Here is a 15,268-nt window from a genome sequence, read left to right as displayed (position 1 = left end):
TCCAATTCCCAATCCTTCAAAATTCCCAACCGGTCAGGAAATCACCCAAACGTGGTTTCCTGACCTTTTTAGATCCATCCCCACATAATTTCTTTACCACAGAGTAGCCCATTATTCCCCAATGTGTTCGCACATAGCGTCATGTAATCAGAAGATCTATGAGCGCTGAATGAAGGTGGGAAGCCAAAAAATTCCCGGAACATGCGTCCAAAATGCCTCTGGATAGATAGCTTTCATCGTTTTGAGATGTGATAGAATAGCGCTTTGAGGAGACACATCAGTATTCCAATCCTCAAACAGATAGAAACAAACATTGAACAATCAAGGTAAGAAAATTTGAACGTGTATCCATCTGGACGATGCGATACAAAAGGAGAATTGTTACGCCAATTAATTTTCATGCTGAAGGGATTCGTCAGACGTACGCAACACGTCAGGCTACAGGGACCTGGAAGTCACTCATCAATAAAATCATCGACATCCAGGGACATACCGCAGCAGATATTGGTTGCGGTGGTGGCATCTATACCAAAGCACTGGCAGATATGGGAGCCACACAGATTACCTGTATTGACTCATCTGAAATCATGCTCAGCGACGCGCAAAGTAAGCTCAAAGCGCATCACAACATCACCTATATTCAGGCCGATGCGCTAAACACAACGGTAGCAGATCAGCAGTTCGATGTTGTCCTGGAACGTGCCTTAATCCACCACGTAAAACAGGAAGAGTTAGTAGCCTGCTTCGCAGAAGCATTGCGTATCCTCAAGCCGGGCGGCAAGCTGATTGTTCAGGACCGCACACCTGAAGATTGTCTTCTCGCAGGCAGCCAGACAAATATCCGAGGCTACTTTTTTGAGCGCTATCCAAGATTAGCGCAACTGGAGACCGAGCGCCGCTTTACCAACTCGATGGTATTGGATGCGCTCCATCAAGCCGGATTTCGCCTGACAGAGAAGCGTCAACTCTGGGAGACCAGACAGTTTTATGACAACTTTACCGCTCTGGCTCACGAACTGAAAGCCCGAACGGGTCGCTCGATCCTCCATGAATTAACGGATGAAGAGTTGAGCGATTTGATACTCTATATTCGTCGCCGTCTCGATGGCGAAGGACAGACGATTGTAGAACAAGATCGCTGGACAATCTGGAGCGCCATGCGCTAAAAGAATTTCGTTCGCCAGAGATGACTCTGACGAACGAAATTTCATGAGAAGCGCAGATCAGCCATCATTAGAGATTTTCAATCTCTACTGGTTCAATCAGCTCAGCCAGATCGAAGTGAAACACTTTGGAGTAGAAGTAAAGCTCTCCATCCAGCGAACGTTGTATATTCTTAGCACGGCGGAAGCCATGCTGCTCACCCTCAAAGGCCAGATAAGCCACTGGTAACTTCTTGGCTCGCAACGCATTCACCATCAACTCGGCCTGACTGGGCGGAACAACCTTATCCTCCAAACCCTGGAAAAAGATGACCGGACAGGAGAGCTGATCCGTGAAATTGATCGCCGAGCGCTCATAATAAAGATCTTTACGCTCTGGATATGGTCCAATCAGTCCAAAGAGATAGCGCGACTCAAACTTATGCGTGTCATAGACAAAAACATTCAGGTCACTCACGCCAAAGTGACTGGCACCAGCCTTAAATGTATCGCGGAACGTCAGAGCACACAGAGTCGTGTATCCACCAGCACTGCCTCCCTGGATCGTCAAACGATTGGGATCGGCCAGGCCACGCTCCACCAGATATTTGGCGGCATTGACACAGTCATCAACATCAACCACTCCCCACAGGCCCAATAAACGATCTCGATACTCGCGTCCATAGCCACTACTGCCACCGTAATTCACATCGGCGTAGGCAAAACCCCGACTGGTCCAATACTGGATATTCAGGCTCAAAGTACTGGACGACGCGCTGGTTGGTCCACCATGGCTACTCACCAGCAGAGGCGGCAATTCTCCCTCGGGAGCCTGAAAGTCGGCATTCGTGGGTGGATAGTAATACGCGTAGGCTGTGAGACCACCCTCGGTAGGAAACTCGATCAACTGGGCCTCCGCAATGTAGCCAGGATCGACATCGATACTTTGCGAACGACGCAGAACCTCTAGCTTGTTGGTAGCCAGATCCAGACGCACAATCTCCGCACTTAAGGTGGGAGATGCTCCAAGAAAGACAGACTGTCGCTCATTGGCACGAATATTGGCAAAGGAGGTATAAGGGCTTTCCACTGGAGTCAATTTACCAGTCGAGATGTCCAGAAAGGCCAGGCCAGATTCTTTAGGTCCACCATAGGTGCAGAGGATACGATCTGCCGAGACGAAGGCATAGGTGGACATGTTGAATACCCATTGTGGCGTGCCAAATTCGGCCTCTTTCAGGCAGACGGCTTCAATCTTCTGTTCTCGATAGCGATAAATGTTCCACCAGTTCGTGCGATCAGAGACAAAGTACAGCACACCATCCGGCGACCATGCGGGCTGGAAAATCGATTCTTTGAGTCCTCCCGCGATGCATTGAGCATTCCAGATCAAGCCATGTTCATCAAGATCAGCCAGCCAGAGCTCGCAACCATCCCAGGGCATATTCGGATGATTCCAGGTCAACCAGGCAAGCTGTGTACCATCAGGACTGAGGCGAGGACTGGCATAAAAGTCATTGCCGCCCTGTAAGATCTGTATCTCGCCAACGTTGGCCGCTCTATCAAGAGAGATGCTGACCAGCGAATTGACAGCCTCACGCTCGGTATCAGTATGATCCTCGCAGATACAGAGCAGGCGATTGCGTGACTGATCCACGATCATATCCGCGTAGCGCCGCTCAAGCGCAGGAGTCAACTCAACTGGCTCGCCATCAGGCAGCTGACAGTAGAGTCTCTGGTCAGCATAATTGCTGAAGTAGATAGTCCCGGCGTGCACAGCATAATCACCACCGCCGTATTCGTGGACACGCGTACGTGCATTGAAGGATGCAGGAGTTCGATCCGTCAAAACCCCATCAGGAGAACGACGCACAATCACATTCCGACCGCCTTCGGCAGGACGCCCCTCAATCCAATAGATATCATCGCCATCCAGAGCCATCAGGCCAGGGCGAATGGTCTCAGCAACAATCGAATTCGTCGTCACAGGAGACTTCCAGGAACCATATGGTGCGATCTGTTTATCAGTCATAGCCTGCCTCTCATAACAATTTAGTGACGTATTATCTATCAATACACGACAGATGAAAACTTATTGTTTGATAAGATAGACGTAAAAATAGACACACAGCACCATAAAACATATCCTGTAAGACTATCAGATAATAACCAGAATATGTAATTGGGTAGCATGAGATATGAAGGCTTCGCGCTAAGAGCTGATTATGGCACCCTGTGGTCTAAAACGCTTGTACACATTATATCATCCCCACCCAATGCAAGAGGGAAGGCCCATCAAACATCTACGAGAGGAGACGCCCACCGACGTAGCGGCGCGGCTCCGCCGTGCTGTCTGTGACTCGTACGACCACGCTCCTCATGAGGTTCCATTGCGTCATCTTTCCACTGTGGATGGTCTCGTTGGCGTTGCTTCCAGATACAGGTGGGACGTTTTCGTACGTCCAGTGACAGCACGGCGGAGCCGCGCCGCTACGTTGGCTGGCGTTGACGCCTGGTGCAAGGGGTCATTCTGGCTAGTCCCAGCCCGATCGGAGGGTACGAATGTGTCCCTCCGATCGAGAGAGGTTTACTTCATCAGTAGCTGGGCGGCCTGCTGGATGTTGGGCAGCCAGAAGGGGAGGATGACTCCGACGACGAGTGTGCCGATGGCGGCGAGGCTGAGCGCTAGCCAGGAGATCCATTCGAGATCATGGGTAGGCTCGGGTTCGAGCCCCAAAGATGCGATAGAGGTCACTGGCGTTGCGGTTCGGGTGCTGACAGGCTTCTCGGCGACAGCGGTACCACCTCTCGAGGTACTGGTTGGTGCTTTCGGGAGAGGTGCGCTCACACGGCGTGAGGGCGTCTTTGGCGTGGTGACGGCGTTGGTGCTTCTCCCATGGATGGTTTCGCGTCCTTCCATGAACATGACTGCGATGAAGCGCAGGTAGTAGTAGATGCCCAGGACGCTGGCTACGATACCAATGATTAGCAGCTCTGGATGTCCTCCAACAAGGGCAGCATAGAACAGGTAGTATTTACCTACGAAGCCGACCATGGGGGGAAAGCCTGCGAGCGAGATCAGGAAGAAGGCCAGAAAGCCTGATAACCAGGGACGGCGATACCATAATCCACGCAGATCAGCCAGTTCATAACCGGAGTTATCCCGACGCTCAAGCAGTGAGATGACTCCAAAGGCTCCGATGTTCATGAAGAGGTAGCAGGATAGGTAGAGCAGGATGGCCGATGCTCCAATATGATTCTGCTGTGCCTGTCCACTGACAACGACTCCGATGAGTAGATAGCCTCCATGCGCGATACTTGAATAAGCAAGCATGCGCTTGAGGTTGCTCTGACTCAGGGCCATGACGTTACCTCCGACGATGGTCAGGACGGCTATCGCCCAGACGACCGGCATCCAGTCGTTCTGGACCGATGAGAGGACGAAGCCAAAGACACGCACAAAGGCCAATAAGGCGGCGACTTTGGTTCCGATCGACATGAAGGCTGTGACTGGCGCAGGCGCTCCCTGATAGACATCGGGTGTCCAGGTCTGGAAAGGGATCGCCGAGACCTTGAAGGCAAAGCCAACGGTCAATAAGCCCATGCCGACCAGTAAGAGTACGGGAGCGTGTCCGTGACTGTTGGCTACAATGTAGTTCTGGATGTCGGCAAAGGTGGTATGACCTGTGGCGGCATAGATCAAGGCGATACCATAGAGCAAGAAGGCTGAGGCAAATGAGCTCAGCAGGAAGTATTTCATGCCGGCCTCCTGAGAGGTCTGACGCAGGTCCACAAATCCGCAGAGGATGTAGAGGGCCAGTGAGAACATTTCCAATCCCACAAAGACGATTAAGAAGCTGGCGGCTCCAGCCATCAGCATCATACCGGTCATCGCCAGCAAGAAGAGTGCGTAATATTCTCCTTGATGGACAAGTCTCAGACGCTTGAGATACGCCGGCGAGAGCAGAATTCCGAATCCTCCGGCGACCAGGATGATTAGATCAGCATAAAGTGTGCCACTATCGGCGGCGATCATGCCGTTGAAGACGGGCGTTGGATGCTCGACGAAGAATAGGACGATGGCAGCGGCGATCGCTCCTAAAACTCCGAGCAGTCCAACCAGCGGCAGGACGGTAAAGTTGGCGGGACCGCTATGCTTCGACCGTTCACCGTCATGTGGTAGAAGCAGGTCTACCAGCATAACGATGAGAGCCATGACAACGAGCACCACAAGAGGCGCGATCCCCAACCAATCCTGAGGACTGACAGAATACGTAAATGTCATAGCAAGTCCCCTCTATTTGATAAAGGTGTTGGTCAGTACCTGCATCGTGTTCGCAACCGAAGGATCAATGATCCTGGTAATGAATACAGGCTGAATGCCAATGTAAAAGATTAAGATAAGTAGGGGAGCCAGTAACCAGAACTCTCCCAGGCTGATATCACGTAATGTTCCCTTGCGCAGGCTGATACCAACCGCACTGTCGGGATTTTGTGTCCCCCACATGGTGCTGATAAAGAAGCGCAAGAGATACCATGCCGCCGGAACAACTACCAGCGTACCCAACACGCCTAACGTGACGTTCGCTCGGAAGGTTCCCAATAATGCTAGAAACTCTCCCGTGAAGCTATTCAGTCCCGGCAAGCCGAGCGATGAGAGCGCCGCGATAAACATTACGACCGCCAGGATCGGTATCCGGCTGGCCAGACCACCGTAGTCGCTCAGGCGACGCGTACCTGTCCGAGCCTCCAAGAAGCCAGCGATCAGGAACAGCGCTGCCGTCGTAATACCATGATTGACCATCTGCAAGACTGATCCCGTAATGCCCTGATCGGTGAACGAGAAGAGTCCCAACATGATAACTCCCAGATGGCTGATACTGGAATAGGCCAGCAGGCGCTTGATATCGGTCTGTGTCAGGGCCAGTACTGCACAATAGAGGATACCAACTACGGCCAGCGTGTTGAATAACGGCGCCAGTGTATGTACTGCCTGTGGGAATAATGGAATACACAGGCGCAAGAAGCCGTAGATACCAGTCTTGGACATAGCTCCAGCCAGCATAGCAGTCACAGGAGCCGGCGCTTCACTATAGGCATCCGGTAACCAACTGTGGAAGGGGATTAACGGAACTTTGACCGCAAAGGCCGCCGCAAAGGCTAACAAGAGCCACATCTGCGTGTCGCCGCTCAATATCCCCCGACAAGTTGTCGCCGTATTCAGCAATTGAGACAATTCCAGCGTGTAACCGCAGGAACCACCGGCCGCTTGCTGATGATAATATCCCAAAGCGATAATCCCGATCAGCATCAAGAAGCTACCGACCGAGGTGTAAATGACAAATTTAAAGGCGGCATAAATGCGTCGCTCGCCTCCCCAGCTCCCCAGCAGCAGGTAGGCCGGGATCAGCATCACTTCCCAGAAGATGTAAAAGAGGAAGAGGTTGGCTGACAGAAATACTCCAAGCATACCGCTCTCAAACAAGAGCATGAAGGCCATGTAGCTCTTGACCTTACGATCAATGCGGAACGAGGCGGCCACACAAACAGTTGTCAGTAGCGCCGTCAGCACTACGAGCACAAGGCTGATGCCGTCAAGATGCAAACTATAATTGATCCCTAACGAGGGTATCCAGGACCAACTGGCGTAGAGCGACGCGCTGGATAAATTCTGGAGATACGCCAGCACCAATGCCAGCACTAAGAAAAATTCAACAAAGGCCAGCGCTAACGCTGTCCAACGGAGCGCTTTGACTTGCGTCCGTGGGAAAAAGAGTAGCGCCAATCCTCCCAATAATGGGAAGATAATCACAGCCGAGAGCAAAAACATAGCCGCTACCCCCTCACCGCATAATAGATAATAATCGCAACGACACCAAAGAGAATACCCAGCGCATAGTTACGCATATACCCTGTCTGGACACGTCTGAGCGCTGTACTCGTGCCACGGAAGACAATCGAGATACCACGACTGCCAGCATCGAGCACATCACCTTCGAGGTAGCGAGACAAACCGCGTCCAAGCGCCTGTACGGGCCTGATCAAGATGACAGTCAGAGCCTCATCAACATAATATTTATGGAAGGCCAGACGATAAAATGGATTGGTGCTCTCACGATAACTAAAGCCCTTGCCATAACGCATCCAGGCGAAACCAATACCGATCACGCCAGCCAGCAAGCTCAAGCCTGTGGAAGTCCACTCCAGACCGAGAGAAGCCTCGGCAGCGTGGGTATGCAGGCCAGCAGGCAGGAAATTAAGCAAGGGAGACCAGTTGGGCAGGCCGATCAGGGCCAGTGAGCCAATAAAGCCTCCGATGACCGATAAGATGGCGAGGATGATGAGTGGCGTAGACATAATCCCTGGCACTTCGTGGATGGCATGATAGTTTGCAACTCCACTGTGATGATGTCCGGTCACTGGAGCGATATGTCCCAGTTCCTCATCAGGCTCAACCACGGCCGTTCCTCCACGATAATCGCCAGCAAAGATGCCGAAGAAGAGGCGGAACATGTAAAAGGCGGTCAGCCCAGCGGTCAGGATGCCGATTCCCCAGAGAATGTAGTACCAGATGTTTCCCGAGGCGGTCGCTTGCGCTAACACCGAACCAAGAATCTCATCTTTACTCCAGAAGCCAGCGAATGGAATAATACCGCTAATCGCCAGAGCTGCAATCAAAAAGGTGATCCCGGTGGTGCGCAAACGAGGCCAGAGTCCACCCATTTTACGCATATCCTGCTCGCCAGCCAGCGCGTGGATGACTGCTCCAGCTCCCAGAAAGAGCAAAGCTTTGAAGAAGGCATGCGTAACAAGATGGAAGATACCACCAGCATAGTTATGGACGCCTTCAGCCATGAACATATAACCGAGCTGACTGATCGTCGAATAGGCCAGCACACGCTTGATATCCAGTTGGACGAGCGCGATGGTGGCTGCATAGAGGGCAGTCACGCCACCAATCCCGGCGATGACGTTCAGCGCGACCTGGGACTGTTCAAAGAGCGGATAGGCTCTGGCGACCAGATAGACACCAGCGGTTACCATCGTGGCGGCATGGATCAGGGCACTGACTGGCGTCGGGCCTTCCATCGCGTCGGGCAACCACATGTAAAGTGGCAGTTGAGCCGATTTCGCGGCACAAGCTACAAACAAGAGCAGACAGATAGCGGTCGCCGTATTGCCGTTGAAGACATGAGCCAGAACGCTCGTATAATCCAGGCGTCCAGAGGCCTGCACGATCAGGAAGATCGCTAACATCAGACCAAAGTCACCGATCACGTTGATGACGAAGGCTTTCTGCGCAGCCGCAATCGCCGATGGTCGCTGATACCAGAAACCGATCAGCAGATAGGAAGCCAATCCAACCAATCCCCAGCCAACGAGCAGGAAGAGGAATGAGTCCGCGATGACTAACAGCACCATGGCGAAGATGAAAAAGTTAAGATAAGCAAAGAAGCGCCAGAAGCCTGGATCATCCTCCATGTAGCCAGCAGAGTAGATGTGGATCAACAGACCTACACCTGTAATTACCAGTAACATCGTCATGGAGAGAGGATCTAACAGAGCTCCAAAGCTGAGCGAGAACGATCCAGCGCTGATCCAGGGATAGAGCACCAGATCATTCGTACGCGGTCCCGTCGTCCTCAGCATGATGAAAAAGTTGATAGCGGCCAGCAAAAACGCCAGGCCACAGGCTCCCCAGCCAATGGTCAGGACCGCAGGTCGCTTCATGAACTTACCTCCAAGGCCCAGGATGATAAATCCGAGCAGAGGTAGCAGAAGCACCCATAGACTTAGATTCGTCATAACCTAGCCTCGCAGTACGTTCATCTCGTCAACATCGATGTTGTGGCGCGTGCGGAAGATAGAGACGATTAACGCTAAACCAACCACCACCTCAGCGGCGGCAACCGTCAGTATCACAAAAACGAACATCTGCCCATCGGCAGAGTCGAGAAAATGAGATAAGGCCACAAACGATAAATTGACAGCATTTAACATCAGTTCAATAGACATAAAAATGATTAATGGATTGCGTCGGAGCATGACTCCCAGGACGCCAATCGTGAAGAGCACAGCGCTCACGATCAAATAGGCCGATAATGGCATAGTTTTTCTCCTTTAGTTGGCACGCCGTCCGAAGACTAGAGCCCCAAGAAGAGCGACGATAATCAAGAGGCTGGTCACTTCAAATGGGAAGAGATAGCCGTGAAAAAGGGCCATGCCAAAGGCCTGGGTGTCACCCTGATAGGTTATGACTGCTTGCTTTAAACTCTCGGCATGTGTGGCCACCGCTCCAGTGGTCTGCGCTCCCGTAAAGAGCAGATAGCTGAGCGCGGCAACCAGGACCAATCCAAGGAGTCCTCCCACGATGCGCTGCCAGGGCATATGATTAACTAATGCCGTATCGTCCTGATCAGGGGCAAGCATGGTGACAACAAAGAGGAATAACACCATGATAGCACCCGCGTAGATGAGTATCTGGACAACTGCGATGAACATCGCCTGGAGCTGCAAATAGAATAATGCCAGAAACAAGAGCGTGAGAATTAAGCTCAATGCGCTATGGACGGCATTTTTAAAGGCAATCACACCGATAGCTGTGGCTATCGTGGCCACAGCTAGTACAACAAATGATACGATTGCGAAAGTCATGTTATTTTCCTCTTCACAGTTGACGCCGATCGGCATCCTGATCTTCATCTTGCAGGAGATTAGGACGCTCGGTCTCGCTATTGCCAAGTCCGACAGCGGCAGCACTCGCCTGCGAGCCATCGAAGAGACGAGATTGCTGCGGCACAGGTTGGACGGCATCGGCAGGCGCAGGATCGGCCCATACTTCGTTTGAGCCGACAGTAGATTGTCCATGCGGCTCCAGCAGGTTCTCTTTGTGATAGACCAGATCCTCCGGATAATAGGAGGCCAGTTTGTAGTTATCCTCCAGCGTGATGGCTCCGGTCGGGCAGGCCGCCTGACAGTATCCACAGAAGATACAGCGCAGCATGTTAACGTCGAAGACTTTGGCGTAGCGCTCACCTGGCGAGACCCTGTTCTCTTCAGTATTCTCGTCGGCCTCAATGTAGATGGCGTCGGCAGGACAGGCTCCAGCACAGAGATAGCAACCAACACAGCGCTCCAGATCGTTGTCGTAACGATGCAGAACGTGGCGTCCACGGAAGCGCGGTGGCAAGGCTCGCTCTTCTTCGGGATATGAGATGGTCGTTGGCTTACGACCAATGTTTTTTAAGGTCGTCGCCATACCTTTTACGATATCAAAAGACATATCTTATACTCCTTATACCTGTACAGCTTTAGGGTCCGACGCTTCCTGGACATCCTCAAGAGGGGCAGGAGCCGCCGTATCTTCAAAGGTAGCCAGATGCACCGATGATGGCAAACCATGAGACATTCTCTCTGATCCCTCAAAGCGTGTCTCGTTGATAAAGCCCTGGCGACGCAGAATGAGCAGCATCACCACAATTACAATCAGTCCAGCCAGACCACTAACCCACCAGCCGAGATTTAAGGCGACGGAGCAGGCAGTAATCACAATGTTCAACACAGCCAATGGCAATAAAACCTGCCAGCCGAAACGCATCAAACGGTCATAACGAATACGAGGCAAGGTCGCTCGCAACCAGATGAATAAGAAAAGGAAGAAGGCCACTTTGATCGCAAAGACAACGATGGAGAGCAGCGGGATACGATCAGTCAGGCCAAAGAGGCTCCAACCACCCAGGAAGAGCGTCGAGGCGACAGCGCTCACGGTGATCATATTGATATACTCAGCCATCTGATACAGGCTCCAGCGCAGGCCGCTATATTCGGTGAGATAGCCTGCGGTCAGTTCCTGCTCTGCTTCCGGCAGATCAAAGGGAGCACGGTTCACTTCGGCAACGCCGGCGATAACATAAATCACAAAACCCAGCGGCTGCGCGAAGATAAACCAGATCCCCATGTTGACTTGCTGCTGCACAATGGTCACCAGACTGAGAGAGCCCGCCCACATCAGGGCACCACTCAAAGCCAGTCCCAGACTTGTCTCATAAGAGACCATCTGAGCGGCACTGCGCAGGGCTCCCAGTAGCGAATAGCGATTGCCCGATGACCAGCCTCCCAGCACGATGCCGTAAACGGCGAGCGATGAGATAGAGAGTATCCACAGGATGCCCACGTTGATATCACCAATCATAGGATCCCAGACACTGTGCACCTGGCTGTTGCCGCTCCAATTGTTACCAATCGGGACAACCGCGAAGGCACAGAGCGCGACAACTACCGAGATGACCGGGGCGACAATGTAGATGCCTTTCTTGGCTTGCGACGGTACCAGTTGCTCTTTAAAAGCCATCTTCAATGCGTCGGCGACCGGCTGAAGCAGACCAAAGGGGCCGGCACGATTGGGTCCCAGACGCCCCTGGATCTTGGCAACCACACGGCGCTCAATCAGCGTCATATAGGCGAAGGCCGTCAGCAGAATGACGATGAGAATCGCGCCTTTGATGATCGTGGCGACGATGAGGGCGATGGTCGGATCATTCATAAAATCAAACATGAGCCGCCTCCTGTTGCTCCAGGGAACGTACACCCTGAGGGCCTAGATCTTCCCAGCTGAGTCCGGCATAGAAAGGATTCTGATCGGCGATCTCAAGCAGGATATCGCGAGGATTGGCATAGGTCCATGTTTCTCCCAGGTAGTGCGCCAGAGCGATCAGGATCTCCCAGTCAGCTTTGGCTCCCGGTAACGGTCGAAGCGCCTGGCGGATAGCCTGAACATGATGATCCACATTGGTCATACTCCCATCTTTCTCCGCAAAGGAGACAGCCGGGAGAACAACATCGGCCTGTTGCGCGGTCTCGGTCAGCAGGAGATCCTGGACAACCACAAATTCAAGCTCGGGCGATAGTTGTGGATTCTCCAGATGGCGAACAGGATTAGCTCCCATCACGAGCAAGGCTTTGATCTGTGGGCTACTCAGAATCTCGTTATAGGATAAGCCAGGCTCATCGATCACCTGATAGCCAGGCAGGGCATCAGGCAGGAGTCCCATATCACGAGCTCCCAACGAGTTAGCATCCTCAAAGAGTGGACCAACTCCAGCTCCTGGACGATCGATCTGTTTCGTCAGGACAGCCAGGGCTTGCAGGTCTGCGGCCAGATCTTCACTGCCAGCTTCAAGCGTCGCCATCTCGTCATAAAGGATCACGGCCGCTCGCTCATTAAGGAGCTCTTCGGCCAGACTCTGCAATTGAGTCGTCATTTTGGCACCAAAGGTATCCTCGCCAGCACGGATCACCTGATCTTCGCGCTGGATCACGGAACGGATATCTTCATGACCCGCCAGATCCAGATCGGATTTGGAGACCAGATGCTTCAACATAACTTTGGCTGCGACGCCTGTCGTTCCCGCAGGAATGGTCAATTTCAGGGCAGCCAGACGATCCAGTTCGGTCTCGGCCGCGTTGATGATGGTGATCTTCGCGCCTTTCCCCAGGGCCTTCTTGATGCGCAGGTTGAGAATCGGTTGGCGCTCGTAAGGGTCAGAGGCGATCAGGATAATATGGGAAGCCTTTTCGATATCAGCAATGCTATTGGTCATCATCCAGGGCTTGCCGGTCAGCTGATCACGCGGACCTGAGAAATAGCCGTGATGATGATCTATGTTCGCCGTTCCGATCACCTGGCGCAACAACTTCTGGAAGAGATAAGCCTCTTCGTTCGTGGTACGCGTCGAACCGATACCGGCAACCGACTCAGGACCGTGGCGCATGGTAATATCATGCAGGCGAGAAGCGATATAGGATAAAGCTTCATCCCAGCTGGCAGGCACCAGCGTGCCCTCACGGCGAATCAATGGCGTGCGCAGGCGCTTGGGGCTGTTGACATAATCAAACTCCCAACGTCCACGATTGCACAGCCAGCCATCATCGATATCATCATTTGTGCGCGACATCAGGCGCATTACGCGATCGACACGGCTATCGACACGCGCATTACATCCAACGCTACAGTTATTGCAGACGCTGGGCGTGTGCTTGAGTTCCCATGGACGCGCTTTGAAGCGATAGGTCAATGCGGTCAGCGCTCCGACGGGACAGATCTCGGTGGTATTGCCGGAGAAGACCGAGTCAAAGGCCTGACCAGGAGCCGTTCCGACCTCCATCCGAAATCCACGTGAGATCATCACCAGACCGTTATCCATTGAGATCTCAGAGCTGAAGCGCGTGCAACGCTGGCAAAGAATGCAGCGCTCACGATCCAGCATCACATCTGAGCTGACAGGGATCGGCTTCTGATAATGGCGTTTGTGCAGATCAAAACGTGTCGCACCCGGACCATGGCGTAAGGTGAAATCTTGCAGATCACATTCGCCGGCCTTGTCGCAGATGGGACAGTCCAGCGGATGGTTGAGCAGTAAGAACTCCAGCGTTCCACGGCGAGCCTTGAGCACTTTCTCGGTCTTGGTGTGCACAACCATACCCTCGGCAACCGGAGTAGTGCAGGATGTCTGTGGCGGCTTGGGTACTTTCTCGATCTCGACAAAGCACATGCGACAGGCTCCCAGAGGCGGCATCTTGGGATGATAACAATAGATCGGGATCTCAATCCCGGCCTGTTTGGCTGCTGCCCACACAAGCGTTCCTGGAGGAACTTCGACCGGAATATCATCAATGGTAAGATGCACCAATTCTTGTTTATTCTCTTCTGGCATAGCAGAATTTCCTCTATTCTAGCGTGATCCAGCGGCCTGTACGGTCTCGTGGGTGGAATGCTTGCTTCCAGGACCAGCCATACAACAGCCATGTGTGACGTGATATTCAAATTCTTCGCGGAATAGACGAATACCGCTGGTAATACAGCTTGTAGCCGCGTCTCCCAGGGGGCAGAAGGATTTTCCTGCCAGATTGTCGCAGATATCCATGAGCAGATCAACATCCTTCATCTGGCCATGACCATGCTCCAGACGCTCAAGGATCTCAACTATCCAGAAAGTACCCTCACGACAAGGAGTGCATTTGCCGCATGATTCGTCGCGATAAAATTCGCTCATGCGCAGAATCGCTCCCACGATGCAGGTCTGGTCAGAGATGACGATCACTCCGCCTGAGCCAAGCATCGAGCCAACCGCCGCCACCGACTCGTAGTCAAGTAGCGTATCAACCTTATCGGCAGCCAGGATAAAAGTCGAGGAGCCGCCCGGGATGACCGCTTTCAGTTCATGATCACCCAGAATGCCTCCACCATATTGCTCGTCATAGATCAGGGTACGCATCGGAACACCAAGCGGCAACTCATAGTTGCCCGGTTGCTTGACCTGTCCGCTGAGACAGAAAATACGCGTCCCCTTACTCTTCTCGGTGCCAAAGGAGGCATACCAGTCGGCGCCCTGAGCTACAATCTCAGGAATCGTCGCCAGGGTCTCACAATTATTGATCACGGTCGGGCCACCATAGAGTCCGACAACGGCCGGAAACGGCGGCTTCAGGCGTGGATATCCTCGACGGCCCTCAAGAGACTCCATCAAGGCGCTCTCTTCGCCGCAGATGTAGGCACCTGCGCCACGATGGACAATCACATCCAGGCTGAAGTCACTGCCCAGGATGTTTTTGCCAAGCAGGCCAGCCGCATAGGCCTCTTCAACCGCCGCTTCGACCTTGCTGGCGGCCAGGGTCAGTTCGCCTCGGATGTAGATAAATGCGGTCTGGACACGACAAGCGTAGCTGGTAATGATCACGCCTTCAACCAGGCGATGTGGGATGCGTTCCATTAACACGCGATCCTTACACGTCCCCGGCTCACTCTCGTCGGCGTTACAGCACAGATAGCGCGGCATAGAGTTCTTCGCCAGGAAGCTCCATTTCAGACCAGTTGGAAAGCCAGCACCACCGCGACCACGCAGACCAGAAGCCTTAATCAGATCGATCAAAGCATCTGGTTCATAATCGCGCAGCGCCTTCCCCAAAGCCTCATAGCCACCATTCTGGCGATAGACATCCAAGCTATCGATACCCGGTACAGAGAGATTTTTGGTAATCACAAGTTCTGGCATAATTAATATAAGTCCTTTATGTGGGATGTGCGTTGGTGGACCGTTTCGTACGTCGAGTGGGACATCGCACGCAAG

At 52.8% G+C, this 15,268-nt stretch carries 11 protein-coding genes; 1 reads left to right on the top strand and 10 read right to left on the bottom strand.

The window, feature by feature from the left end; genetic code table 11:
• Window positions 1-359: 359 nt before the first annotated feature.
• Entirely contained in the window at window positions 360-1,166 is an 807-nt protein-coding gene (locus AC27N8_RS22810) for a class I SAM-dependent methyltransferase (RefSeq protein ID WP_487069694.1), read from the top strand.
• 67 nt (window positions 1,167-1,233) lie between these two features.
• Here the strand turns inward: AC27N8_RS22810 and AC27N8_RS22805 are convergent, their stop codons facing one another.
• The 10 genes from AC27N8_RS22805 to nuoF all read right to left on the bottom strand — a co-directional run bounded on the left by AC27N8_RS22805 (window position 1,234) and on the right by nuoF (window position 15,193).
• Window positions 1,234-3,174, bottom strand: a complete 1,941-nt coding sequence (locus tag AC27N8_RS22805; protein WP_487069693.1) for a S9 family peptidase — start codon at window positions 3,172-3,174, stop codon at window positions 1,234-1,236.
• Between the two features lie 555 nt (window positions 3,175-3,729).
• Window positions 3,730-5,427, bottom strand: a complete 1,698-nt coding sequence (locus AC27N8_RS22800) for an NADH-quinone oxidoreductase subunit N (protein WP_487069692.1) — start codon at window positions 5,425-5,427, stop codon at window positions 3,730-3,732.
• A gap of 12 nt (window positions 5,428-5,439) precedes the next feature.
• Window positions 5,440-6,972, bottom strand: a complete 1,533-nt coding sequence (locus AC27N8_RS22795) for a complex I subunit 4 family protein (RefSeq protein ID WP_487069691.1) — start codon at window positions 6,970-6,972, stop codon at window positions 5,440-5,442.
• 5 nt (window positions 6,973-6,977) lie between these two features.
• Window positions 6,978-8,948, bottom strand: coding sequence for an NADH-quinone oxidoreductase subunit L (gene nuoL, locus AC27N8_RS22790; protein ID WP_487069690.1), 1,971 nt, complete (start codon window positions 8,946-8,948; stop codon window positions 6,978-6,980).
• Between the two features lie 3 nt (window positions 8,949-8,951).
• A complete protein-coding gene (gene nuoK / locus AC27N8_RS22785) occupies window positions 8,952-9,251 on the bottom strand; it encodes an NADH-quinone oxidoreductase subunit NuoK (protein ID WP_487069689.1) in 300 nt (99 codons plus the stop codon).
• A gap of 12 nt (window positions 9,252-9,263) precedes the next feature.
• On the bottom strand, window positions 9,264-9,797 hold the full coding sequence (locus AC27N8_RS22780) for an NADH-quinone oxidoreductase subunit J (protein WP_487069688.1): 534 nt from the start codon (window positions 9,795-9,797) through the stop codon (window positions 9,264-9,266).
• 13 nt (window positions 9,798-9,810) lie between these two features.
• A complete protein-coding gene (nuoI, locus tag AC27N8_RS22775) occupies window positions 9,811-10,425 on the bottom strand; it encodes an NADH-quinone oxidoreductase subunit NuoI (RefSeq protein WP_487069687.1) in 615 nt (204 codons plus the stop codon).
• Between the two features lie 12 nt (window positions 10,426-10,437).
• Window positions 10,438-11,697 carry an NADH-quinone oxidoreductase subunit NuoH gene (nuoH, locus tag AC27N8_RS22770; protein WP_487069686.1) on the bottom strand — a complete coding sequence of 420 codons (1,260 nt, stop codon included), beginning with the start codon at window positions 11,695-11,697 and terminating at the stop codon, window positions 10,438-10,440.
• Complete coding sequence (gene nuoG / locus AC27N8_RS22765) at window positions 11,690-13,855, bottom strand: NADH-quinone oxidoreductase subunit NuoG (protein ID WP_487069685.1); 2,166 nt, start codon at window positions 13,853-13,855, stop codon at window positions 11,690-11,692. The genes nuoH and nuoG overlap by 8 nt, the downstream gene beginning before the upstream one ends.
• 18 nt (window positions 13,856-13,873) lie before the next feature.
• Window positions 13,874-15,193, bottom strand: a complete 1,320-nt coding sequence (nuoF, locus tag AC27N8_RS22760) for an NADH-quinone oxidoreductase subunit NuoF (RefSeq protein WP_487069684.1) — start codon at window positions 15,191-15,193, stop codon at window positions 13,874-13,876.
• Between the last annotated feature and the right edge of the window lie 75 nt (window positions 15,194-15,268).

The sequence above is a fragment of the Dictyobacter sp. Z7_2 genome, from assembly GCF_057551105.1.
Note: the sequence above shows the minus strand (reverse complement) of the source record. Positions and strands in the feature narration are given on the sequence as shown.

Excerpts from the sequence above, each read along its gene's own strand:
- AC27N8_RS22800 (WP_487069692.1), bottom strand. The coding sequence starts at position 5,427 with ATGACATTTACGTATTCTGTCAGTCCTCAGGATTGGTTGGGGATCGCG.
- AC27N8_RS22810 (WP_487069694.1), top strand. The coding sequence starts at position 360 with ATGCGATACAAAAGGAGAATTGTTACGCCAATTAATTTTCATGCTGAA.
- AC27N8_RS22805 (WP_487069693.1), bottom strand. The coding sequence starts at position 3,174 with ATGACTGATAAACAGATCGCACCATATGGTTCCTGGAAGTCTCCTGTG.
- nuoK (WP_487069689.1), bottom strand. The coding sequence starts at position 9,251 with ATGCCATTATCGGCCTATTTGATCGTGAGCGCTGTGCTCTTCACGATT.
- nuoG (WP_487069685.1), bottom strand. The coding sequence starts at position 13,855 with ATGCCAGAAGAGAATAAACAAGAATTGGTGCATCTTACCATTGATGAT.
- AC27N8_RS22795 (WP_487069691.1), bottom strand. The coding sequence starts at position 6,972 with ATGTTTTTGCTCTCGGCTGTGATTATCTTCCCATTATTGGGAGGATTG.
- AC27N8_RS22780 (WP_487069688.1), bottom strand. The coding sequence starts at position 9,797 with ATGACTTTCGCAATCGTATCATTTGTTGTACTAGCTGTGGCCACGATA.
- nuoH (WP_487069686.1), bottom strand. The coding sequence starts at position 11,697 with ATGTTTGATTTTATGAATGATCCGACCATCGCCCTCATCGTCGCCACG.
- nuoI (WP_487069687.1), bottom strand. The coding sequence starts at position 10,425 with ATGTCTTTTGATATCGTAAAAGGTATGGCGACGACCTTAAAAAACATT.
- nuoF (WP_487069684.1), bottom strand. The coding sequence starts at position 15,193 with ATGCCAGAACTTGTGATTACCAAAAATCTCTCTGTACCGGGTATCGAT.
- nuoL (WP_487069690.1), bottom strand. The coding sequence starts at position 8,948 with ATGACGAATCTAAGTCTATGGGTGCTTCTGCTACCTCTGCTCGGATTT.